Source organism: Klebsiella sp. CB_Kp196 (assembly GCF_040061575.1).
GTDB lineage: Bacteria > Pseudomonadota > Gammaproteobacteria > Enterobacterales > Enterobacteriaceae > Klebsiella > Klebsiella michiganensis.
Genome location: NZ_JBEAFH010000045.1, coordinates 18526 through 40717, shown reverse-complemented (window position 1 = coordinate 40717; position 22192 = coordinate 18526). Strand labels below are relative to the sequence as shown.

General features: G+C 52.0%; 18 protein-coding genes. 4 read left to right on the top strand and 14 right to left on the bottom strand.

The genetic code is table 11. The annotated features are described in order from the left end of the window. Positions 1-51 precede the first annotated feature (51 nt). The 6 genes from ABLU87_RS14090 to aspA form a co-directional block, all read right to left on the bottom strand. The gene (locus ABLU87_RS14090) at positions 52-2139 is read right to left on the bottom strand and encodes a DUF1176 domain-containing protein (RefSeq protein WP_122117095.1); all 2088 of its coding nucleotides are present in this window, start codon (positions 2137-2139) and stop codon (positions 52-54) included. Between the two features lie 68 nt (positions 2140-2207). Beyond that, the gene (locus ABLU87_RS14085) at positions 2208-2798 is read right to left on the bottom strand and encodes a transcriptional regulator (RefSeq protein WP_004097892.1); all 591 of its coding nucleotides are present in this window, start codon (positions 2796-2798) and stop codon (positions 2208-2210) included. A 20-nt stretch (positions 2799-2818) separates the two neighbouring features. Further along, the gene (locus tag ABLU87_RS14080) at positions 2819-4588 is read right to left on the bottom strand and encodes a protein-disulfide reductase DsbD (RefSeq protein WP_122117096.1); all 1770 of its coding nucleotides are present in this window, start codon (positions 4586-4588) and stop codon (positions 2819-2821) included. Next, positions 4564-4887: a divalent cation tolerance protein CutA gene (gene cutA, locus ABLU87_RS14075; RefSeq protein WP_004097896.1), complete on the bottom strand. Its 324-nt coding sequence runs from the start codon at positions 4885-4887 to the stop codon at positions 4564-4566. Before cutA ends, ABLU87_RS14080 begins: the two co-directional genes overlap by 25 nt. A 94-nt stretch (positions 4888-4981) precedes the next feature. Continuing rightward, positions 4982-6283: an anaerobic C4-dicarboxylate transporter gene (locus ABLU87_RS14070; RefSeq protein ID WP_004127992.1), complete on the bottom strand. Its 1302-nt coding sequence runs from the start codon at positions 6281-6283 to the stop codon at positions 4982-4984. 118 nt (positions 6284-6401) lie between these two features. Further along, a complete protein-coding gene (gene aspA / locus ABLU87_RS14065; protein ID WP_004097898.1) occupies positions 6402-7838 on the bottom strand; it encodes an aspartate ammonia-lyase in 1437 nt (478 codons plus the stop codon). A 338-nt stretch (positions 7839-8176) separates the two neighbouring features. Here aspA and ABLU87_RS14060 point away from each other — a divergent pair, with 338 nt between their 5' ends. Beyond that, positions 8177-8653, top strand: coding sequence for an FxsA family protein (locus ABLU87_RS14060; protein ID WP_122117097.1), 477 nt, complete (start codon positions 8177-8179; stop codon positions 8651-8653). A 19-nt stretch (positions 8654-8672) separates the two neighbouring features. Here ABLU87_RS14060 and yjeH read toward each other — a convergent pair whose 3' ends face one another. Beyond that, the gene (yjeH, locus tag ABLU87_RS14055) at positions 8673-9932 is read right to left on the bottom strand and encodes an L-methionine/branched-chain amino acid transporter (protein WP_025107653.1); all 1260 of its coding nucleotides are present in this window, start codon (positions 9930-9932) and stop codon (positions 8673-8675) included. Positions 9933-10166: 234 nt separating this feature from the next. Between yjeH and ABLU87_RS14050 the strand changes: the two genes are divergently transcribed. The 3 genes from ABLU87_RS14050 (at position 10167) to ABLU87_RS14040 (ending at position 12637) form a co-directional block, all read left to right on the top strand. Then, entirely contained in the window at positions 10167-10460 is a 294-nt protein-coding gene (locus ABLU87_RS14050; protein WP_003855929.1) for a co-chaperone GroES, read from the top strand. A 43-nt stretch (positions 10461-10503) separates the two neighbouring features. After that, the gene (gene groL, locus ABLU87_RS14045) at positions 10504-12150 is read left to right on the top strand and encodes a chaperonin GroEL (RefSeq protein ID WP_032747587.1); all 1647 of its coding nucleotides are present in this window, start codon (positions 10504-10506) and stop codon (positions 12148-12150) included. Positions 12151-12283: 133 nt separating this feature from the next. After that, complete coding sequence (locus ABLU87_RS14040) at positions 12284-12637, top strand: DUF4156 domain-containing protein (protein WP_004097909.1); 354 nt, start codon at positions 12284-12286, stop codon at positions 12635-12637. A gap of 47 nt (positions 12638-12684) precedes the next feature. Here ABLU87_RS14040 and yjeJ read toward each other — a convergent pair whose 3' ends face one another. The 7 genes from yjeJ to ABLU87_RS14005 all read right to left on the bottom strand — a co-directional run bounded on the left by yjeJ (position 12685) and on the right by ABLU87_RS14005 (position 22162). Continuing rightward, positions 12685-13551, bottom strand: a complete 867-nt coding sequence (gene yjeJ, locus ABLU87_RS14035; protein ID WP_025107651.1) for a YjeJ family protein — start codon at positions 13549-13551, stop codon at positions 12685-12687. 22 nt (positions 13552-13573) lie between these two features. Then, the gene (locus ABLU87_RS14030) at positions 13574-15697 is read right to left on the bottom strand and encodes a peptidase domain-containing ABC transporter (protein ID WP_004097913.1); all 2124 of its coding nucleotides are present in this window, start codon (positions 15695-15697) and stop codon (positions 13574-13576) included. Then, complete coding sequence (locus tag ABLU87_RS14025) at positions 15690-16976, bottom strand: HlyD family secretion protein (RefSeq protein ID WP_064405839.1); 1287 nt, start codon at positions 16974-16976, stop codon at positions 15690-15692. The genes ABLU87_RS14030 and ABLU87_RS14025 overlap by 8 nt, the downstream gene beginning before the upstream one ends. Positions 16977-17056: 80 nt before the next feature. Then, on the bottom strand, positions 17057-17419 hold the full coding sequence (locus ABLU87_RS14020; protein WP_004097919.1) for a hypothetical protein: 363 nt from the start codon (positions 17417-17419) through the stop codon (positions 17057-17059). A 448-nt stretch (positions 17420-17867) separates the two neighbouring features. Further along, positions 17868-18875 (bottom strand): fimbrial protein, encoded by a 1008-nt coding sequence (locus tag ABLU87_RS14015; protein WP_196942039.1) that lies wholly within the window; start codon positions 18873-18875, stop codon positions 17868-17870. A 9-nt stretch (positions 18876-18884) separates the two neighbouring features. Beyond that, the gene (locus tag ABLU87_RS14010) at positions 18885-21419 is read right to left on the bottom strand and encodes a fimbria/pilus outer membrane usher protein (RefSeq protein WP_183129314.1); all 2535 of its coding nucleotides are present in this window, start codon (positions 21417-21419) and stop codon (positions 18885-18887) included. 50 nt (positions 21420-21469) lie between these two features. Continuing rightward, positions 21470-22162, bottom strand: a complete 693-nt coding sequence (locus tag ABLU87_RS14005) for a molecular chaperone (RefSeq protein ID WP_048262030.1) — start codon at positions 22160-22162, stop codon at positions 21470-21472. Between the last annotated feature and the right edge of the window lie 30 nt (positions 22163-22192).

Below are 22192 nucleotides of genomic sequence, written 5' to 3'. Positions count from 1 at the left end.
TTGCTTAAGTTTGCGGCAATTCTGCGCCTGAAGACGCTTTTTTGCTGAAAATTACATCATACCGTTGTCGCCTTCACGGATTTTCCAGCCGCTGGTCACCGAGATAGCGCGGCGTAATCCGGAAATCGCGTAGTCGCCAACAATGTCTTCGTCATCGCGCGGCGAGCTGATCGTGATTTCCGCATCGACGCCGTGACGATAGGCGCCGTGGTGGCTAAAGATGGTGCCGATAAAACATTTATCGTTCAGCCAGACCGGGATATATGCCACGGTTTCATAGATATAGTTCGACGCTACCCCGCTGTAGTAGTTTTCCGCGTCGTCGGATGATGTGCCCGGAGGAATAGGGCAAATTGGCGCGTCACTGTCGCTCTGCGGCTTATCCTTGAGCAGGTTGCTCTGCATCACTTCCAGCGACTTCAGCAGGTCTGACTTTTCCCGCTCATTCAGCACGGGCGTCAGAGGCTGGTCTTTTTCCGGCGAGCGAATGTCGTTAAGGGTGTAGCGATAGCGGATTGTCACTGCCGGCGTACTGCCTGAGGGGCCAAACGGGCGCAACAGATAGAGATTGTCTTCGCCAAACTGGCCGTTGTACCAGAGCGCATAAACCTGGCCGTTAATGCGCACCCAGTGACTCCACTGGTTGGCGCCGCGGCCGTTGAGAGAATAGAGCGCGCCCGGAACGCCTGCGTCAAAATCATCGCCATTGCCGCTATCATCGCTGTTAACCGCAGCAAAAGCGTCGTCGCTGCGTTTTAGTATCCCGGTATAGCTAAAGAGTCCGGTGCCGCCAACGTAGCTGTCGATAATTAAATCGCGTTTACCGTCTCCGTCGAGGTCGACCAGCGTAAAGCTCACTTTACCGTTTTCGGAGTCGGCGCTGATATCGGACTGGAGAAACGCCTGCCACTCATCATCGCTGATATCGGCGGACGGCTTCGTCGTTGATACCAGAGAGTCGTCCGCGTAGGTCAGCGTAAAATGGCTGACGTTCCCGCTGAGGGGGAACTGCTCGGCGATATTATTCAGATCCAGTTCAGGATTGGCCTTCTGCTCCTTTAATACGGCGTTATACAGCGCTTTCAGCGCGTTGTTATCGGCATCTTTCTGCTGCTTCGGGATAACCTGGCTCACAAAGGTGGGCAGCATCCACGCGCCGCCGGGGGCGATCTCCCGGCAGTCGCCGGTGGAGTATTTCAGGCTCTGGACAAACGTTTTGCCATCCCAGACGCGCTCTTCACCGCTGATGCAGTCGGCGATACCGCGGCCTTTATTGAAAAAGGTGAGCACGCCGTCGGCATAGCTGGAGGCGTCGGTGGTGACCAGCTGAGGCTGGGTCATAAACGCCTTGTCGACCACCCACGTTGCATAGCCGTCGTTGTAGGCAGCGCGCCAGCACAGCGCCTGAATCAGCGTGTGGCTTTTATCCAACGGCGTTGCGGTGATCTGGCGCTCAGATGCCGGGATATCCGCGTTTTGCCAGTCGTCGCAATGGCTATTTAGCAGAGGGACGAGCTGGGGACGGAGTTTCTGCCGCTGCTTTGCCGTCAGCGCTACGGTGGCGGCATTGTGGATGACCGGTGCGGCGATAATTTCCGGTGCGGGCGCGGCTGATAAAATATTGTCATCACCGGCGTCGCCCTGGCGTAACAGCGCATCGGCAGTGCCCAGGCGCTGCTGAAACTCATCCATTTTCAGGAATACGGCGCTGCTGCCCGCGTCGGAGAGCGTCTTACGCTCGCCGTTAAGGGCAAGCTCAATTTTGCCGTTGTGCTCCAGGGCCTGAATCAGGGCCGCCGTTTGGGTGTCATCAAAGCGAAAGTGGCTCTCGTCGGCGGCCTCAAGTGGGCCGTTATCCCGATCGTCAATGAACAGATTTACCGTTGCGTCAGGGGGGATATCGCGTTCGGTTTGCGCGAAAGTCGCCACAGCGATGACGTGCTGCGCCGCGCCCGCATTGCGGGTCAGCAGAACGCTGACTTCGCCCATGGTGGCGCCATAGCCGGCGGCTCGGCAGGTCCCGGTGTTGTCGCAGGCGAGCTCCCAGTCTTTGTGCGCGAAAGAAAAGCCTTGCGGAGAAGCTGCCAGGAGCGGTGTCGAACACAGCCCCATGATGGCAACCCAAAGAAGAGAGCGCATATCAAACCCTGTCAGCATATCGATGAGGAGGGGATTATATGCGCGATGAATTGGTTAAGATATCGGAATCAGGTCAGGGCGCCGCCCATACGGCACTGGGCAAAACGCAAAATGTCTTCTGCCAGGCGACGCGCGGTATCGACATCCGTCTGGCTGCGCTTGATCAGCAGTCGGCTCAGGCAGCCTTCAACGATCAGCTCCATCTGCTTTGCGACCATTGCCGGATCGTCAACTTCGAGCTGGCTAAGCAGTTCATGGGTATAGGCCAGCGAAGCCTGCTTTTGCTGCTCGGCCAACTGATGGATCGGATGCTGAGGGTCCGGATAAAAAGTACAGGCGGCAATAAACAGGCAGCCGGGATAACGATGGTTGCTTACGCAGGTGGTCAGCGCGGCGTAGCGGGCCAGCAGCTTCTGCTCCGCGCTGAGCGACTCGTCCAGTAAAAGCTGGCGGCGCCAGGCATCGACCTGATGGCTGAGATAGCGAAGCGCGTCGTACAGCAGCGCTTCCTGGTCAGGCCAGAAACGTTTGAGGTCATTGAGCGGGTAAGCCACGCGCTCGGCGACCATTTCCAGCGTGGTGTTAGCGATACCCTCGATTTCGAGGATTTGGATGGCTTCACCCAGGACATCTTCACGTTGCACGGTCTTTTCCTCCATTATTCCTCCTACAGTGTCGCTCACGGTTGTCGATCGCGCAAATGGGCGCTGAATGCCGCGGCATCCATAAAGCCGGTGACGCGCTGCATGGGCTGCTCCTCGCCCTGTTCATTGAAAAACAGAATGGTGGGCAAGCCGAGCACCTGGAGGTGCTTCAGCAGCGCCGCGTCCCGCGCGCTATTTTTGGTGACATCAACCTGCAGCAGAACGGTCTCTTTCAGGGCCTGTTGAACCTCAGGTGAGGTAAAGGTGTATTTCTCGAACTCTTTGCAGGCCACGCACCAGTCGGCGTACAGGTCGAGCATCACCGGTTTACCTTTCGCCTGCGCCAGCGCCTGGTTGAGCTCATCGACGCTATGGATACGGGTAAACTGGAGATGGGACTGCCGTTGCGCGACCGGCGCATCGAAAGCCCAGTCCTGCAGCGGACGGGCGCTGACCAGCGCGGCGCCGAGCATCACTATTTGCACAATACGCAGCCAGGGGCGCGTGCCGCCCAGCGAGGTAATAAACGCCCAGCTAAAAAAGGCGACGCCAAGCAGCGACCAAAGCCGCAGGCCCCACGGTTCGCCCACGACACGCTCGAGTAAAAATACCGGCAGCGCCAGGATCACAAAGCCAAAGGCGGTTTTGACGTGGGCCATCCACGGGCCGCTTTTCGGCAGCAGACGGTTACCGAATACGGTCACCAGGATCAGCGGCAGCCCCATACCGAGCGCGTAGAGGTACAGGGTACCGCCGCCCAGCCACAGATTACCGCTCTGGGCGATATAGAGCAGAATGGCGCTCAGCGGCGCGGTGGTACAGGGCGAGCAGATTAATCCGGCAATCGCCCCCATGGCGAATACGCCGCCAGGTGAACCGCCCTGGCGTTTATTGCTCATCAGCGTCAGGCGCGTTTGCAGCGACGAAGGCAGCTGGAGCGTAAACAGACCAAACATCGACAGCGCCAGCAGGATAAACAGCACCGACAGGCCGATCAGCACATAAGGGTGCTGTAGCGCCGCCTGGAACTGCAGGCCCGCAGCGGCAACGACCAGCCCCAGGGCGGTGTAGGTTAGGGCCATGCCCTGGACGTAGATAAAGGCCAGCAGCAGCGCGCGGGCGGTGGAGAGGCGTTTTTGCCCGCCCAGCACGATGCCGGAAATCAGCGGATACATCGGCAGCACGCATGGGGTAAACGCGATGCCGATACCAATCAAGAGCGCCCACAGCGCGCTAAAGGGGAGAGCGGCATCTTTATTGTCCACAGCGGGGGGCGGAAGGTCGGACGGCGACTCTACCGGCAGCGCCGGGCGCGTTTCCAGCGGCAGAGGCGGGGTCAGCCCGGGTTGCCCGACGGCGGTATCGCTGCTGGAGCGCGCGAGCGCGTTGCCGAGCGGCACGATTTTGGTTTCCGGCGGATAGCAGAAACCGGCATCCGCGCATCCCTGATAAGTCACGGTAAGAGTCGCGCCGGCGGCGGCGTGAGTCAGAGTGACCGGCACGGTCAGGCGCTGGCGGTAAATTTCGCTTTTACCGTAAAACTCGTCCTCATGCCATTCGCCTGCAGGCAGCGAGGGGTCGGTAAACGCCGCATCTGCGGACGTCAGCTTTATCTGTTTACGGTAAAGATAGTAACCATCCTTGATTTGCCAGGTCAGATTAAGATCGTGTTGATTCTGCTGAAAATCGAAGGCAAAAGCCTGGTCAGCAGGAACAAAGTTCGAGCGGCCAGGGGCGTCGAACAGGCCGGCAATGGCCGATGTGCTGCAAAGCAGCAGGATCAGCGTAATGATGCGTTGAGCCATGAGAGGTAATCGTTGTCTCCGTGAATAACGGGCAGAACCAGAAGTTCAGGGGTTTGATACGGGTGATGGGACTTCAGGCAGTCCAGCAGCGCCTGCTGATGGGCAAGGTCGGTTTTCAGCAGCATTTGCACTTCATACTCCTGCTCCAGTTTTCCTTCCCAGTAGTAGAGCGATGTCGCTCCCGGCAGGAGAGTGGCGCAGGCGGCGAGTTTTTCCGCCAGCGCTTTGGCCGCCAGGTCCTGGGCGGTCGCTTCATCCGGCGCGGTACAGAGTACAACAACAGCATCAGGCATCGTCATCGTGAACCTCGTATCAGCGAAAAGAGGCACTATAGCATGCAAGATAGGGAGGATTAACGAAACGGGCCAGGTTCTGGCCCGAATTTGAAGAGATTTACAGCATGATGCCGCCGAAAATAAACCCGAGGATCACGCATAGCGTAATGGCGATGACGCCGGGGATCAGGAAGGCATGGTTAAAGACATATTTGCCGATGCGGGTGGAGCCGGTGTCATCCATTTCGACCGCCGCCAGCAGGGTGGGGTAGGTCGGCAGAACGAAAAGGGCGGAGACGGCGGCAAATGAGGCGATGGCGGTAAGCGGGCTCACTCCCAGCATCAGCGCGGCGGGCATCAGCGCCTTAGTGGTCGCGGCCTGGGAATATAGCAGGGTCGCGGCGAAGAACAGCACCACCGCCAGCAGCCACGGGTAGTTGTGCAGCAGGTCGCCCGCCACGGTCTGGATATCGCTGATGTGGGCTTTCACGAAAGTATCCCCCAGCCATGCGACGCCGAGAACGCAGACGCAGGCGCTCATGCCGGATTTAAAGGTGCTGGCGTTGAGCACTTCACCGGTGTCGATTTTGCAGGTGATGCTTATCAGCGTCGCGATAGTCAGCATAAACACCACGATCGCTTCGTTACGCGGCAGGACCGGATTCTGGATCAGCCCTACGGTATCGCTGATGGCGGTGGCGTAGAACATCACCGCGACGATACCGATCAGAAACAGTAATACCGAGCGTCTGGCGTGCGGCTTCAGTTCAAAAACCTGGCTGCCGCGCAGTTTGACTTCCCCTTTTGCCAGCCGCTCCTGATAAATCGGGTCGTCTTTCAGCTCACAGCCGAGGAAGTTACAGACGATGGCGGTAAGCATGACGGCAATCAGGGTAACCGGAATACAGATCGCCAGTAGCGTCAGGTAGCTGACGCCCAGGGGCTCGAGAATACCGGCAAAGAAGACCACCGCTGCGGAAATCGGCGAGGCGGTAATGGCAATCTGCGAAGCGACCACCGCAATGGAGAGCGGGCGTGAGGGGCGGATGCCCTGTTCTTTTGCCACTTCGGTGATAACCGGTAAGGTTGAGAACGCCGTATGCCCGGTTCCGGCAAGCACGGTCATAAACCAGGTGACCAGCGGCGCGAGAAAGGTGATGTATTTGGGATGACGCCGGAGCATACGTTCGGCAAGGCTGACCAGGTAATCCATCCCTCCGGCGACCTGCATGGCGGCGATAGCGGCGATAACCGCCATAATGATTTCGATGACGTCGAAGGGGATCGCGCCAGGTTTAATTTGAAACACGAGGGTCAGGACGAGGACGCCCAGGCCACCGGCGAAACCGATGCCGATTCCCCCGAGCCTGGCTCCCAGATAAATCGCCAGCAGGACAATAACGAGTTCTGCACCAAACATATTTGCCTTCCTTGTTTTATTAACAAGTTGATATTGGGTTGTTGTAATTTAGTAAATCAATAAGAACAAAAAGGGCATGTCATTGCTGACATGCCCGTGGTTAGTTTAATCGGAAAACCTACTGTTCGCTTTCATCGGTATAACGCTTCGCTTTATAGGCCGGATGCATCAGGTTTTGCGCAGAGAAGATATCGTCCAGCTCCGCCGCGGTCAGCAGGCCGCGTTCAAGCACCACATCCCGGACGCTTTTGCCCGTTTCAGCGCAGATTTTGCCGACGATATCGCCATTGTGGTGGCCGATATACGGGTTGAGGTAGGTGACGATGCCAATAGAGTTGTAGACGTAGCTTTCACATACCGCTTTGTTGGCGGTGATGCCGCTGACGCATTTTTCCAGCAGGTTGTAGCAGGCGTTGGTCAGAATATGGATAGATTCAAACATCGCCTGGCCAATCACCGGTTCCATCACGTTCAGCTGTAGCTGGCCCGCTTCGGAAGCCATGGTGACGGTGGTGTCGTTACCGATTACTTTGAAGCATACCTGGTTGACCACTTCCGGGACCACCGGGTTAACCTTGGCGGGCATGATGGAAGAGCCCGCCTGCAGTTCAGGCAGGTTGATTTCGTTCAGGCCAGCGCGCGGGCCGGAAGAGAGCAGGCGCAGGTCGTTACAGATTTTGGACAGTTTTACCGCCAGACGCTTCAGAGAGCTGTGGACCATCACGTAGGCGCCGCAGTCGGAGGTCGCTTCGATCAGATCTTCCGCGGGGACAACCGGCAGGTTGCTGACTTCCGCCAGTTTTTGTACCGCCAGCTGCTGATAGCCATCCGGGGTGTTCAGACGGGTGCCGATAGCGGTCGCGCCAAGGTTCACTTCCAGCAGCAGTTCCGCGGTGCGCAGAATGCATTTGGTCTCTTCGTTAAGCAGAACATTAAACGCGTGGAACTCCTGACCGAGGGTCATCGGTACCGCATCCTGTAGCTGAGTCCGGCCCATTTTCAGAATGTCCTGGAACTCTACGGCCTTCTGCTGGAAGCCTTCGCCCAGCTGATTAATCGCATCGATCAGTTTGAGGATGGAGGCGTAGACCGCGATGCGGAAACCGGTCGGGTAGGCATCGTTGGTGGACTGGCATTTGTTAACGTGGTCGTTCGGGTTGAGATACTGATATTCGCCTTTCTGGTGGCCCATCAGCTCAAGGCCGATGTTCGCCAGTACTTCGTTGGTGTTCATGTTAACGGAAGTGCCCGCGCCGCCCTGGAACACATCGACCGGGAACTGGTCCATGCATTTACCGTTATTCAGGACCTCATCGCAGGCGGCGATAATGGCATTGGCGACGCTTTTGGGGATAGTTTGCAGCTCTTTGTTAGCCTGCGCAGCGGCCTTCTTCACCATCACCATTCCGCGGACAAATTCAGGGATATCGCTGATTTTGTTGTTGCTGATGTAGAAGTTTTCAATCGCTCTCAGAGTATGGACGCCGTAGTAAGCGTCAGCTGGAACTTCCCTTGTACCCAACAGGTCTTCTTCGATACGAATGTTGTTTAACATGTGAACCTTCTCTTTCAAGCTGCCTATGAATTCACCAAATACGCAGAATTAATGGGATCTAGCGCATTTTCTGGCCGCAGATTATTTCCTTAATCGGCCCGGTGCCCACGATCATATGCTGATGATAGCGAATATCAGCCGCCCTGATCACTTATTATGTAGTGAATCTTATAAGAATTATTAATCTGTGAAATGAGTCACCGGTTTTCTAATTTTGAAAAAAATAAGCTTTTTTTACGATTGAAAAGTGACGTTTTGGCCCAACATCTTGCTGATGCGAATAGCACATCTATGACTACGGGCGCCGATGCTGGCGTCTGTTAATGAAGGAGACGCCGGTGCGTTGGATTCCGTTAATTGCCGTTTTTTTATACGTTTACATTGAAATCTCGATCTTTATCCAGGTCGCTCATGTGCTTGGCGTTCTGCTGACGCTGATTCTGGTGATCTTCAGCTCGGTGGTGGGGATATCGCTGGTGAAAAACCAGGGCTTTAAAAACCTCATGCTGATGCAGCAGAAGATGGCGGCGGGGGAGAGCCCGGCCGCAGAGATGATCAAAAGCGTGTCGCTGATTATCGCCGGTTTGCTGTTGCTTCTGCCGGGGTTCTTTACCGATTTCCTGGGGCTGCTGCTGCTGTTACCTCCGGTACAGAAGCATCTGACCTTAAAACTGATGCCGCATTTGCGCTTTAGCCGAATGCCGGGCGGCGGGTTTAGCGCCGGAACGGACGGCGGCGATACCTTTGAAGGCGAATACCAGCGTAAAGACGACGAACGCGACCGTCTCGATCATAAAGACGATCGCCGCGACTAACATGCATTGCCCGGGCCGGTTACTCCGGCCTGGAATACCCCTCCGCCAGCCTGCGCTTCGGTAAAAACAGCCACAGTACCGCCAGCATGATAAACGCGTAAAGGCTCTTCCAGCCCACCATCGCCAGCAGCAGCAGGCACAGCAGGCTGCCAAACGCCGCTAACGCGCGATAACGTCCCTCAAGCAAACGGCAGCCCGCCAGCATGCACAGCAGATAGATCATAATAAAAATGCCGTTGGCGTAGACGATCAGCGCATCAAGATTGATATTGAGCGCATAAATGCATAACGCGCTAATGACGCAGCAGCCGAGCACCGCGTTCAGCGCGTTGCGCGGAATCTGTCGCGGCGACAGCCGGGCCAGATAGCTCTCGGGTTTGTACTGCGCCTGCGACCAGACCAGGCGAGCAAAACTCTGAATATAGATATTGAGGCTGGCGAAGCAGGCGAGATAGCCGATAACGCAGGCAATCCACAGCGCCTGCACGCCAAACAGGTGCACCACGATATTGGGCAGCGACGCGGCGGCGGCCATCTCCTCGCCAAAGGCATGAAAATGCAGGACCAGCACGGTACAGGCCCAGTAGACGGAACCCGCCAGTAATAAGCCAATCATCAGCGCGCGGGGGAAATCGCGTTCCGGCTGCTTAAACTCAGAGGCCAGGTGTGCAAAAGCCTCCAGCCCGACAAAGCACCAGAACATCACGGAAAGCGCGGAGAAAAGCTGCGAACTATCGATTTCAGCGGGCGCGGGGAAGGGGATCTGCGCGGGATTGATCGCGCCGCGCCACCAGATGGCGACGATCAGGGCGACAATCAGCACGGCAACCAGCGTTTGTAGATTGGCGCTGGAGCTGGCTCCGCGGGAACCGACCCACCAGATAATCGCCAGCGTTCCCAGCTCGGCCAGCAGCAGCTGGCTGTCGTGCCAGCCAAAAAGCGCCTGACCAAAGCCGGTGGCGATGTGCAGGGCCGCGGGTAATCCCACCGGGATCACCGATAAAAAGAGCCAGCCGGTGACGCGCGCCAGACGCGGGCCAAAGGCCATATTCACAAAATGCGCCACGCCGCCGGCGCTGGGAAAGTGGCGGCCCAGCGTCGCAAAGACGATAGCGATGGGAAACACCAGTAAAATCAGCGCCGGCCAGGCCCAGAGGCTGTTATCGCCGGCGACCAGCGCGGCCAGTGCCGGAACGGCGAAGACCCCGGTTCCCAGTAATGACGTGGAGAGTAATCCCACGCCTTGAGCCAGCCCTAACTCCTGTTTTAAACCACTCATGATTCAACCTTGCGCCCGGCAAAAAAAGGATGGTATCACAATCGCTTTTGCTTATGACGTCGGGCGAGGACGGCAAATTTATGTGCGTCCGAGCACGAGGACAAATTTTTTTTTGCGTTTCCCCTTGAAGCGGTAAAACCCCATCCCCATCTCTCAGGGCACTAGCCGGAAAACCGTGTGCGGACCGGCGTCATCCATAACTGATAATGACTTTCTCAAAGGAGAGCTATCAAAATGAGTATTCGTCCGTTACATGATCGTGTGATCGTCAAACGTAAAGAAGTTGAAACGAAGTCTGCTGGCGGCATCGTTCTGACCGGTTCTGCGGCAGCAAAATCAACTCGTGGCGAAATCATCGCTGTCGGTAAGGGCCGCATCCTGGAAAACGGAACCGTGCAGCCTCTGGACGTTAAAGTTGGTGACATCGTCATTTTCAACGATGGCTATGGCGTGAAGTCCGAGAAGATCGACAATGAAGAAGTGTTGATCATGTCCGAAAGCGACATTCTGGCAATTGTTGAAGCGTAATCCGCGAACGACACTGAACATACGAATTTAAGGGAAAGATAAAATGGCAGCTAAAGACGTAAAATTCGGTAACGACGCTCGTGTGAAAATGCTGCGCGGCGTAAACGTACTGGCAGACGCAGTTAAAGTAACCCTGGGCCCGAAAGGCCGTAATGTGGTTCTGGACAAATCCTTCGGTGCGCCAACCATCACTAAAGACGGCGTTTCCGTAGCGCGTGAAATCGAGCTGGAAGACAAGTTCGAAAACATGGGCGCGCAGATGGTGAAAGAAGTTGCCTCTAAAGCGAACGACGCTGCAGGCGACGGTACCACCACCGCAACCGTACTGGCTCAGGCTATCATCGCTGAAGGCCTGAAAGCCGTTGCTGCGGGTATGAACCCGATGGACCTGAAACGTGGTATCGACAAAGCTGTCGTTGCCGCCGTTGAAGAACTGAAAACGCTGTCCGTACCGTGCTCTGACTCTAAAGCCATTGCTCAGGTAGGTACCATCTCCGCTAACTCCGACGAAACCGTAGGTAAACTGATCGCGGAAGCGATGGACAAAGTCGGTAAAGAAGGCGTTATCACCGTTGAGGACGGTACCGGTCTGGAAGACGAACTGGACGTGGTTGAAGGTATGCAGTTTGACCGCGGCTACCTGTCCCCGTACTTCATCAACAAGCCGGAAACCGGTGCTGTTGAGCTGGAAAGCCCGTTCATCCTGCTGGCTGACAAAAAAATCTCCAACATCCGCGAAATGCTGCCGGTTCTGGAAGCCGTGGCGAAAGCTGGCAAACCGCTGGTTATCATCGCTGAAGACGTAGAAGGCGAAGCGCTGGCGACCCTGGTGGTGAACACCATGCGCGGCATCGTTAAAGTGGCTGCGGTTAAAGCTCCGGGCTTCGGCGACCGTCGTAAAGCTATGCTGCAGGACATCGCAACCCTGACCGGCGGTACCGTTATCTCTGAAGAGATCGGTATGGAGCTGGAAAAAGCGACTCTGGAAGACCTGGGTCAGGCGAAACGCGTTGTTATCAACAAAGACACCACCACCATCATCGATGGCGTGGGTGAAGAAGCTGCGATTCAGGGCCGCGTTACTCAGATCCGTAAGCAGATCGAAGAAGCGACTTCTGACTACGACCGTGAAAAACTGCAGGAGCGCGTTGCGAAACTGGCAGGCGGCGTTGCGGTAATCAAAGTTGGCGCAGCGACCGAAGTTGAAATGAAAGAGAAGAAAGCCCGCGTTGACGATGCCCTGCACGCGACCCGTGCTGCGGTTGAAGAAGGCGTGGTTGCCGGTGGTGGCGTAGCGCTGGTTCGCGTTGCGGCTAAACTGGCTGGCCTGACCGCTCAGAACGAAGATCAGAACGTCGGTATCAAAGTTGCGCTGCGCGCAATGGAAGCTCCGCTGCGTCAGATCGTATCCAACGCCGGTGAAGAGCCGTCAGTTGTTGCTAACAACGTGAAAGCCGGTGAGGGTAACTACGGTTACAACGCCGCAACTGAAGAATACGGCAACATGATCGACTTCGGTATCCTGGACCCAACCAAAGTGACGCGTTCTGCTCTGCAGTACGCAGCATCCGTTGCTGGTCTGATGATCACCACCGAGTGCATGGTTACTGACCTGCCGAAAAGCGACGCGCCTGACTTAGGTGCTGCTGGCGGTATGGGTGGCATGGGCGGTATGGGCGGCATGATGTAATCGTGCGCTATACCCCTTAGAAATAAAGAACCCTCGGGCAGAAATGCTCGGGGGTTTTTCTTTTTGTCGTCTTTTTAGTATAAGGTTGTACATCCGGGCCAGTGCGTCCAGCTCATTGATCGTGGGGAATAACATGCAGGTAAAATATTTAGCAGGGATTGTCGGCGCAGCATTGTTGTTAGCAGGTTGCAGCTCCAGCAACGAATTGACCTCTGGTGGCCAGAACGTACGCTTTGTTGAGGATAAACCGGGTTCCGAATGCCAGCTGTTAGGCACTGCGACCGGTACGCAGAGCAACTGGCTGTCCGGGCAGAATGGTGATGAAGGCGGCTCTATGCGCGGTGCGGCAAACGCTCTGCGTAACCATGCGGCAGAAATGGGAGGCAACGTGATTTACGGCGTCAGCAGCCCGACGCAGAATCTGTTGTCCAGCTTTGTCCCGACCGATAGCCAAATGAACGGCCAGGTTTATAAGTGCCCGAATTGATTTAACAGGTGCCTCTCTTGAGCCAATAGAGGCACCTGGCATATTTTTTAGCGCGCGTTGATTTTCGCCTGTGTCGCCATGTAGAACGCATGTAAAGGCCGCAGGCACTCCTCCAGCGACAGCATTCTTCCCGGCTGAGAAGGAATAATTTGGCTAAAAATCTGGCAGGGCTGATGCTTTGCGTGCACTTCTTTCAGTTTTGGGCTCTTCTCAATTAAGCGCATCACTACGCTATTCTCCTGCTCTGACGGATGGGCGGCGTTGGTTTTAATCACCGCGCCGGAGATGATTTTTCGTCCTGCCTCCGTATCACAGCAGTACAGCACGCCCAGATAATGGGAAAACAGATTGAGCTTCCACTCATCCTGGATGTACTGTTGATAATCAACATTCTTGTTATTCGTTAAATCCAGGGCATATAGCATCAGGCTTTCCAGTGATGACGTTAAATTTTTAATCAGTTCGTTATCACCGGCGTTTTTAAGAGATTGCTGAACTCCAACCAGCAGCGCTTCAACCTGCATATCATCAATGCGCAGCGTAGCAATTTGCTCGTTTTGCAGCACAAGAATGAGCGTTGACCAGGTATCTCCTGGTTTTAACGTAATCGATATGACTCGCCTTTCCGAATTGGGCTGCTGGACTTCCGGCATATCTATAACCGGGGTGTTTTCTATGAGCTGCTCATTAAAAGCGACCAGTTCACTCTTATAACTTTCACCTTCAGCGTTTAAGCGCTGTAATACGATGGCCATCCTGTGTTGTAAAACTAACAGGAGGTCGGTAAGCGCCTGGGCCTGAAGATAGTAAGACTGGCAAAGTTGATTACTCAGCTTTACTTTGAGCATTAAAGCTAAAAATTTGTCTTCATATTTAATTGATGCGGTATTAAAACCAATAAACGTGCCTTGCATTCGGATCTCCTTTTCCTGAGGGTTACGCTGGTGCCAGCGTGCGTAGCTGTGATAAATCAATGATGCGATCGGCCGAGGCAATGGTGGATGGCCGATGGGCGACGATGATTCGGGTAATGCTTAGCCCAGAGATAGACTGGTTAATCACCGACTCGTTTTTAAGATCGAGATGACTGGTGGCTTCATCCATAAACAGAATGCTGGGTTTTCGATAGAGGGCGCGAGCGATTAAGAGCCGCTGTTTTTGCCCGCCAGAGATGCCTAAACCGAGCTCGCCGACAATGGTTTCGTACCCCATCGGCATTTTCATGATTTCATCATGGATATTACATCTGCGTGCGCATTCAACGATAAAGTCCATATCGGCGTTATCTTCAAAGCCGCTGATATTATCGATCAGGGAACCCGAAAAGAGTCTGTCTTCCTGCAGAACGCAGGCCGTTCCATGACGGAAGTTGTTAATGCCGATTTTCTGAATATCGAGGTTATCCGCTATCACATCGCCGCTGGTTGGGGACAGCAGGCCGCACATGACTTTCAGTAGCGTGGTTTTACCGACGCCGGAAGGGCCGACCAGCGCGATGGATTCGCCCGGTTCAACGGTAATATTTAAATTAGAAAAAATAGGCTGCGAGAACGGATCGTACTGGTAGCTGAGATTCTTCACTTCCAGTTTAACGCCCGTGTTTTCTGCAAAAACGCGTCGTGAAGGCAGTTCTTTTTCCGGCTCGCTAAAGACGATCTCTGAAAGACGCTCATTATGTAACGACAGCATACGCAGCTGCATAATCAGATCGATCAAACTTGAGGCGCGCTGCGAGAACTGACCGCGATAGGCATTAAAGGCCATAAACATGCCAAGGGTCATATTGTTATCAATAACCATAATTGCCCCCAGCCAGAGAACCGCAACCTGGTCGATAGAAGTAATAAAGGTATTAATACCGCCAAACATCATATCGAACCGAGTCTGTTTGATGCCGGCATTACAGGCGTCGATGTTGATATTTAACCAGTGCTGCGAACGGCGTTCTTTTAAGTTCAACGCCTTAATGGTTGAAATACCGTAGAGCGACTCCATAAAGTGCGAGCTGGAACGGGCGCCCTTGATAACCTGCTCTTCGGCAACGCGGCGGTAGAAGCTGTAGGTCGCAAAACGCATGATGACGTAGCATAAAGTAAAGCCCACCACGACCCAAACCAGCCAGCCGCCATAAAGCGTTAGCATAATCAGCAGGCCAACGGTCATAATCGAATCGATAATGCCGGTAACAATGCTATTGGTGAAGGTTGAGCGGATAGTATCCAGCGAGGAGAAACGAGACTGAATATCGCCCAGATGGCGCTTCTCAAAAAAGGATAACGGCAGGCTCGCCAGATGATCGAACAGCGTTGTCTTCCACTGAATATTGGTCAGCGTATTTAACGTTAATGAGATCCAGGCCCGCAGCATACTAATAAATGTACGGAAGAGCGTGAAGAAAACCAGGCCAATACAGATAACCGAAAGCAGGCTCTGATCGTGCGCCATGATAACGTGGTCGGTTACCAGCTGCGTGCCGATGGGTAACAACAGACCGATAGCCTCAACCACTACCGAAAAGGCAAAGATCTTGAGCAGGACGGATTTCAGCCCAACAATATTACGCATCAGGTCCAGCAGGCGTAGACGAGATTTCGCCTGTTCCTGCTGAAAGTTTTGGTCCGGCCATAGCTCCAGCGCAACGCCGGTAAAGTTATTGGACATTTCCTGGATGCCAATAACCCGTTTACCCAGCGCCGGGTCGTGAACAATAAAGCTGCTTTTACGCACTTTAGTGAGCACCACGTAATGATTCAAACCCCAGTGGATGACGCAGGGCAGCTTTAGCTGCTTGATTTCATCCAGGTCGAGGGATAGCGCGCGGCTTTTCAACCCGGCATGTTCCGCCGTTTTGCTCAACGACATGAGCGTAACGCCCTGAGAAGGACTGCCGTAGCGATGGCGGAAGTTGAACAGGTCGATATTGAGCCCGTAGAAGCCGCAAACCATCGCCAGACAGGCGATACCGCATTCGGCAGCCTCCGACTGTAATATCACCGGCGTTTTATGGCGGAGCGAAAAATTTAGCTTATCGGTAATCGTTTTAAACAGTTCTTTATGCATCGATCGGGCCACTCACGCTTTGCGTCATCTTATAGAAAGGGGTAAACATCCACATATAAAGCGGACGCTCTTCAAGAAAAACTACCGCCTGAGCCTTCAGGCCGTTAGAGAGCGTGAGCGTTTTTCCGTTGTAGTTAAAAGTCTTGTCTTTAATTTTTATAATGGCTTTATAGAGCGCCAACTCCTGCTGGCTAGTGCCGTTATTAACGTTGGTATATTCAGCCATCTCCTGGCGTGATGCTGGAACCGAGGAGATAGAAATAACCTTTCCTGGAAATTGCCCAAATTTATCCGCAGGAAAAGCATCATAGCGAATATTAATCGTGTCGCCTGGCTTCACATAAGGGATAGTATTATTGGGTAACCATAGGATGAGATAATACTCAATATCCCCTGTGGGTTTGATCTGTGCGAGGCTGCTGCCGTTCTCAACCATCTGCCCCTTAGTCACGGCCAGCGACTCAATCTTTCCATTGGTCGTTGCTTTAATAATGAGATTACCATTCGCGTTGGATTCTACCAGCTGATTTTTGTAATCATTGATTTGATTGTGCTGGCTGGAGATCTGATTATCAAAGTCTGCTGCTTTGGTTATTTTATCGCTATTGGTTTGCGTGAGCTGAGATTCCAGCTGCATTTTTTGGGTAACCAGGGATTGATAGGCGCTTTGCTGTTGAAAATATAAAGAATGCTGATAGTTATACTGGTCTTTAGTGATCAGACCATCCTTGAGGTATTTATCATAGCTGGATAAGTTGGTATGCATTTTGTTTAAGCCTACCTGAGTCGTCGCCAGCATGCGATTAGTTTCAGCCAGTGAGGCGCTGGTAGTTTTAAGCTGTTTATCAAGGGCGGTTAATGTTTCAGCTTTATTGCGCGTCAGTTTGCTTATAATATCTTCCGCATTAGCAATTTTTTCATTAATCACTTCAATTTGGGCTGCGCTCACATTCCCATTAATGGTATTACGCGAAACGTCAAGCTCATAAAGCGGTTGGCCTTTGTTTACGATATCACCCACTTTTACGTGCTGATTAACAACAAAACCTTGCTGTGGTGCGAAGACGTTCACGGAGTGGGGGAGCGTAATGACTTCGCCACGCACATCAATGCGCTGAGTGAAGGTACAAAATATGAGAGATAATACAAGAGCAATAAGAAAAAGTGATGCTAACAAGGTAACCAACCATGCCGGGATGCCTGCTAACAATAATGCTTTCCCTTTCCAGTGAATTTTTTTGTACTCAATCGCTTCCTTGCGATAGATATTTTTTAACATTGTTATCAGCTTTGAGATAGAGAATTAAGATAAAAGAAGGCTCGTCAGAGCCTTCATAAAGTTATGGTCTGAAAACTTTCTTACCAGTAGGCTAGCGTACCATCAACAAATCCATCAAACATCTCGATACATTTATCGAGAGTGATATCCCAGCCAACCATGGCACCAGCAATAGCGCCACCAACGCCGCCAACGCACAGACCGTAAATCATCCCCACCGCCTGGCCAATTGACCCGATACCCAAAATGCCGCCACCGTTACCGCCGAAGATGCCGCCCATAGCAGAACCGGCAAGTGCGCCAGCTGTGGCGCCTAAAATGGATGCTCCGATAGCTTCAGCGCTATTAAAAACAATACTGGTTAAGGCTCCAGTTATCGATGAGAAGTCCCAGGAGTAGCCACCAGAAATCTCTTCCATTTCAAATACAGTGAGTTGTTTCATTATATATTCCTTTAATATATGAGTGCTTTAAGAAAACAACAACAAGTCAAAATCTATTTTGACATTTTTAGAAAATGAAATACACGAAGGTGCAAGGTGGTATTTCGAGGCTGATTCTAATATGTGACTGTTATTTTTCAATGTCCGTGTTGATGATTGATTAGTGAATTTTTAGCGGTTCATGTATCAGCTTTAGTGAATTAATATTGATGGCGTGATTGTGTGTGAGAGAACGGATTGATAACGACAGGCATTTTAACCGCCACACTTCAGGCTGCCTGAGCGTTGGCTGAGCGCGCTCAGCCCAGCCACTTAATGCAGTAAACTGCCAGGTATTCTCTCACTCACCACTCGAATAATTTTGGATTTATAACGTTTTTGCTTTTATTCATCATTAAGTCTATGTAAAACTTGCTGGTATATGCTTATATCCTTGCTCACAGGGGAATTATTCCTCCTGCAGGATGACCTCTAAATCTGTTTTTATCTCCCCAGTGATGCCTGCAGAGACATTTTTAGCGATTTTAAAATAGTCAGCAGTGAGCGTTAAATCCTGACTCTTAGTACTGACGAAGGGGTAGGCACTCAGATCGTTAAATTTTATCGCAGAACCATTTTTTTTAAGAATGATACCTATGTTTTGAGCGCCGTCTGGTAATGAATTTAGTAATAGTCCATTTACGCTTGTTGATGCTACAGATATAGGGCTAAACCAGTAAACATATTTTTTATTGATTTCTGAATCCGGGCAGTTAATATCGAGGGTGATATTTTTGGACTTGCCTGCGGCACTACCGACAGCTACGGAATTTAAATCTGAAATATCAATGGTTGATAGTTTTACGATACCTCCATTGCGCGGCGAGATTTCGCAGGTAGTTTCCTTAAAAGTAATGTTAGTCAAATCCACATTGATTCTGAATAATTCAGCGGTATTCGATGCACCCGTGTTGGTCTGATTTGGCGGGCCAGCCATAAAATAAACCGCCGTTTTGTTTCCCTTTTGTTTCGTTATGGGGCCGGTTTTCACTAACCAGACCATGACCTGTCCAGACGCTTTAGAAAAATAATGATTGCTGGCTATTTCTGGTTGATCTATTTCTGCAGGGGAAAAATAGTTAACTGATGGTAAGGTAATATCAGAAATCTGAAACCCAATACCGGGGATACCTGTCTCATAAACTATTTTTCCACCAATTTTAGTAATATTAGATGGGCTTACGACAGGTACGGTTCTGACGACATAAACATCGCTGGAACTACACGATGAAAATGTTTTGGGATTTACACTTCCACGTCTTGCCGACGCTAATATGCTACCGTTAGGTAATGTGGAATCCGCGATGACAGAACCGTTAAAACTAACGGTAATCGCACCGCCACCCGTTTTACTATATGAGCAGGTAGCCACCGCCTGTAAGCTTATGCTGAGTAAACTAATAATAAAAAAAGACATTTCATAGTATTACTTTCCCTGTTGGTGGCAAACCGCAGTCGTCTGCGCGATGCCTTCGATTTCCCTGGCCAGACTATAAGCCGCTTTACACTGCTGGCCAGTCTTTGAACCCCACTGGGCATAGACTTCACCGTTATCTTTTAGACCGGACATGTAGACCATCCCACCATCAGACACGATACTGGCCTGGGCATTTTTATCGGTAGTTGACGTTACCGTTGCGCCATACGGCACGTTTTCGCCTGATGCTCTCTTAAGGATAAGGAATGCGCGGCGGCCAATATTACCCGCGAAGTTCGCCCGTACCACGGCTGCACGTGTAGGCACGACTTTTTGCGTCGTATTTGGCAATTCCATATTATTCCCCAGAGTCGTGCTATCTAAGGTTACGTTGGTCCGATGGTATGGCGTAACGTACGGAATAATCGCGTAGCCGCGGGAGTCCGTTTCGATAGTCGCGTCGTTTTCCAGGCGTACATTTTTCAGCCCGGGTGCTTTAACCAGTACGGCGGTTTCAGACATTTCCTGACCCAGGGTAATACCGTCGGCATGCATTAATACGCCGCCGCTCAGACCATAGTTAATCAACTGGCTATGTTTGGCATAACTGTAGCCGGCGTTAACTGAACCCGTTGAACCACGATAGTTGCCGTAGACGCCGCCGCTGGCATCCTCCCGATTGCTGTAGCCCTGCTGTACGTTCCAGTCGAGGTTATGATTTTCCAGCGCCACCCCGCTCAGAGAAACATACTGATCGGTCGAGCCCGGGCTGCTGTTGGTGACGTTGTAGGTCGCATAAGCATTAGGCAACCACTCGCTTAAAGGAATAGAGATATTAAATGAAACGACATGGTCATCCTCTACATAACGGCCGGAGCCACTATTTCCCCAGCTGTAGCGGCTATAGCTATAGCCGGCATAATAGTTAAAGCGGCGGAACCCGCCGTTGTAACCAATATTCAGCGAGTTATTGTGGCGCTTGCTGTCCCAGTAATCCTCGAATATACCGGATACAGAAAGGCTACCTAACCCGGCCCCCAGGCTTTGGCTGACGGTAATATTGGTTCTGTTACGCAGAGAGCGTGGAGTATAGCCGCCGTATCTGTTGCTATAGGTGTTCATCACATCGCTTAGCGTATTGTACCCGGAGGTCGAATAGCGGTAGCCGGCTACGGTAATATTGGTGCCGGTCTCAAGAATATTTTTACCATAGCGGATACGCCAGGATTGGCCGGACGTTTTATCTTCATCTTTCTTGTGGGACCAGGCTGTCGTGACGTCTGCGGAAACCGCGCCAATATCGCCAAGGTTTTGCCCGACTCCGAAAGCGAGCGCCTGATAGTTGGATGCCGCCTGCAAACCGGTATAGAAAGTGGTGTTGCTTAAGACACCGTAGCCGATCGTAGCCTGCGTAAACGGTTTTTCATCTATATTGCCGTCATATGGGCGATATTTACCGCTCGTGATCTCATACTCCATCTGGCCTTCTCTGAGCATTAATGGCAGAGAGGCGTAAGGCACGACGAAGTTCTGTTGGGAACCATCGGACTCCTCGACGGTGACGTAAAGGTCACCGTTGCCGCCGGTCGAGTAGAGATCGGTGATTTCGAAAGCGCCCGGAGCGACAAAGGCCTGGTAGATTTGATAGCCATTCTGTTTAATGACGATGCGAGCGTTGGTCCTGGCAATACCACGAACAACAGGCGCGAAGCCGCGCAGGCTTTCAGGAATCATGTCCGTATCGGTTGCCAGCTGAATCCCCGTGAAGGGCACGCTGTCAAAAATGCTGGAGAGAGAGGTGCTTTCACCCATGACTAAGGTGCTTTTCAACGACACAATGCTTCGCTGCGCATAGAGATAGACGGAATCCCAGTCACTCTTCGTGCCTGCTGATTTATTCCAGGTACTAAGGTTGCGCAGGCGCCACGGCCCAATGTTCAGGCCGGATTGTAGGTTAAGATTGTAATACTCATTGTCCGCTTCATAGTCTTTGCCCGAACTAAACTGATAGTTGGTCAGCAAGGCGTTAATACCGTCATCAAACTCATCGGGAGAAACAAATCCCTGAGCTATCGTCGACAGGGCTGCCTGCGGTATGGATATCAGCAGCTGTTGAGTATTAAAGTTAAAATCGGTGGTGAAATCCGGGATGATGCTCGTATCAGCACAGCCGTTAGCATCCTCTTTTAATGTTGGAAATGCATCTGAACGTAAACCATAGGTGGTTAATTTAGCAATGCTTAAACATGGCGCGAGTTTTAAGGCATCAGTCGCCGGATCTTTTTTGTCAACAAAGCGAAGATCGGCCGTTTCTTGCAGACTATTATTTAAAATAACGTCAATGCGGTACACCCCTGGTGCCTGTGCATCCCTGGTTGAATACAGGGACAGGTCCGGTATTGAGGATGGATCGCCCTGATTTACTGATTTTATAAAAGCGGGATCAAAAAAATCACGTGCCAGGGCATTAGCGCTTAAACCGAGAGCGAGCGCCGGAACGAGAACGAAAAATGTGTGGTAGGTTCCGGATAGCGCCCCTCCCATCTTTTTTATTGAAATAGACATACTTTTCACCCTGGCCAATGAAAAAGAATTTAAATCGATGAGGTGTTAGCTGGGCCCGAGCCCCCATTATCCGTAGCCACCTTCCATACGATCTCTGAACCATTTATACCTGCAGGCAAAGTAAATTCTTTGCTGGAAAAAGCATCAATGTTATTAACTGAACTAGTAATATCCCTGCCGTTTATTGTTATTGTTTTAAAATAAATAAAGAATGGGGTCGGGTTTTTTAACGTTATTTTATTACCGGACTTACGCCACTGCAGATTTCTGGCCTCAGTAGTAATATTCATATCCTGAATAGCGCGTGGACGATAGATGAGGCGCATTCTGTGGCGAACGGCGAGCTGTAGCTTGTTTTTATCGGCTTCACTATCGCTGGTTGGCGGGATAGACATAACGTTAAAGAAGTAGACGGTTTCACGATCCTTTGGTGCTTTGGATATATACGCATTAGGAAAAACACGCACCGTATTCGTTTGCTTTCCCTCCAGACGGAAAAGTGGAGGCGTCACCATAAAAAAGCTGTCTTTCGTTCCTTCAGGTGCTTCTACCCAGGATTTAATAAGATATGGCGTATCATCTTTATTTTCAATGTTTGCGCTGATTTCTCGCGCGCCTTCTTTATAAAGATGACGGGTTGAATCCACCACGACTCCGCTGTGGGCTACGAAGCTGATGGTAATAAAAGAAAGTGTAGTTAGCCTTAATAATGACTTCAGCATAATTCATTCCCTGAATATAAGAATGGGGTT

Excerpts from the sequence above, each read along its gene's own strand:
- ABLU87_RS14090 (WP_122117095.1), bottom strand. The coding sequence starts at position 2,139 with ATGCGCTCTCTTCTTTGGGTTGCCATCATGGGGCTGTGTTCGACACCG.
- ABLU87_RS14085 (WP_004097892.1), bottom strand. The coding sequence starts at position 2,798 with ATGGAGGAAAAGACCGTGCAACGTGAAGATGTCCTGGGTGAAGCCATC.
- ABLU87_RS14080 (WP_122117096.1), bottom strand. The coding sequence starts at position 4,588 with ATGGCTCAACGCATCATTACGCTGATCCTGCTGCTTTGCAGCACATCG.
- cutA (WP_004097896.1), bottom strand. The coding sequence starts at position 4,887 with ATGACGATGCCTGATGCTGTTGTTGTACTCTGTACCGCGCCGGATGAA.
- ABLU87_RS14070 (WP_004127992.1), bottom strand. The coding sequence starts at position 6,283 with ATGTTTGGTGCAGAACTCGTTATTGTCCTGCTGGCGATTTATCTGGGA.
- aspA (WP_004097898.1), bottom strand. The coding sequence starts at position 7,838 with ATGTTAAACAACATTCGTATCGAAGAAGACCTGTTGGGTACAAGGGAA.
- yjeH (WP_025107653.1), bottom strand. The coding sequence starts at position 9,932 with ATGAGTGGTTTAAAACAGGAGTTAGGGCTGGCTCAAGGCGTGGGATTA.
- ABLU87_RS14050 (WP_003855929.1), top strand. The coding sequence starts at position 10,167 with ATGAGTATTCGTCCGTTACATGATCGTGTGATCGTCAAACGTAAAGAA.
- groL (WP_032747587.1), top strand. The coding sequence starts at position 10,504 with ATGGCAGCTAAAGACGTAAAATTCGGTAACGACGCTCGTGTGAAAATG.
- ABLU87_RS14040 (WP_004097909.1), top strand. The coding sequence starts at position 12,284 with ATGCAGGTAAAATATTTAGCAGGGATTGTCGGCGCAGCATTGTTGTTA.
- yjeJ (WP_025107651.1), bottom strand. The coding sequence starts at position 13,551 with ATGCAAGGCACGTTTATTGGTTTTAATACCGCATCAATTAAATATGAA.
- ABLU87_RS14030 (WP_004097913.1), bottom strand. The coding sequence starts at position 15,697 with ATGCATAAAGAACTGTTTAAAACGATTACCGATAAGCTAAATTTTTCG.
- ABLU87_RS14025 (WP_064405839.1), bottom strand. The coding sequence starts at position 16,976 with ATGTTAAAAAATATCTATCGCAAGGAAGCGATTGAGTACAAAAAAATT.
- ABLU87_RS14020 (WP_004097919.1), bottom strand. The coding sequence starts at position 17,419 with ATGAAACAACTCACTGTATTTGAAATGGAAGAGATTTCTGGTGGCTAC.
- ABLU87_RS14015 (WP_196942039.1), bottom strand. The coding sequence starts at position 18,875 with ATGTCTTTTTTTATTATTAGTTTACTCAGCATAAGCTTACAGGCGGTG.
- ABLU87_RS14010 (WP_183129314.1), bottom strand. The coding sequence starts at position 21,419 with ATGGGAGGGGCGCTATCCGGAACCTACCACACATTTTTCGTTCTCGTT.
- ABLU87_RS14005 (WP_048262030.1), bottom strand. The coding sequence starts at position 22,162 with ATGCTGAAGTCATTATTAAGGCTAACTACACTTTCTTTTATTACCATC.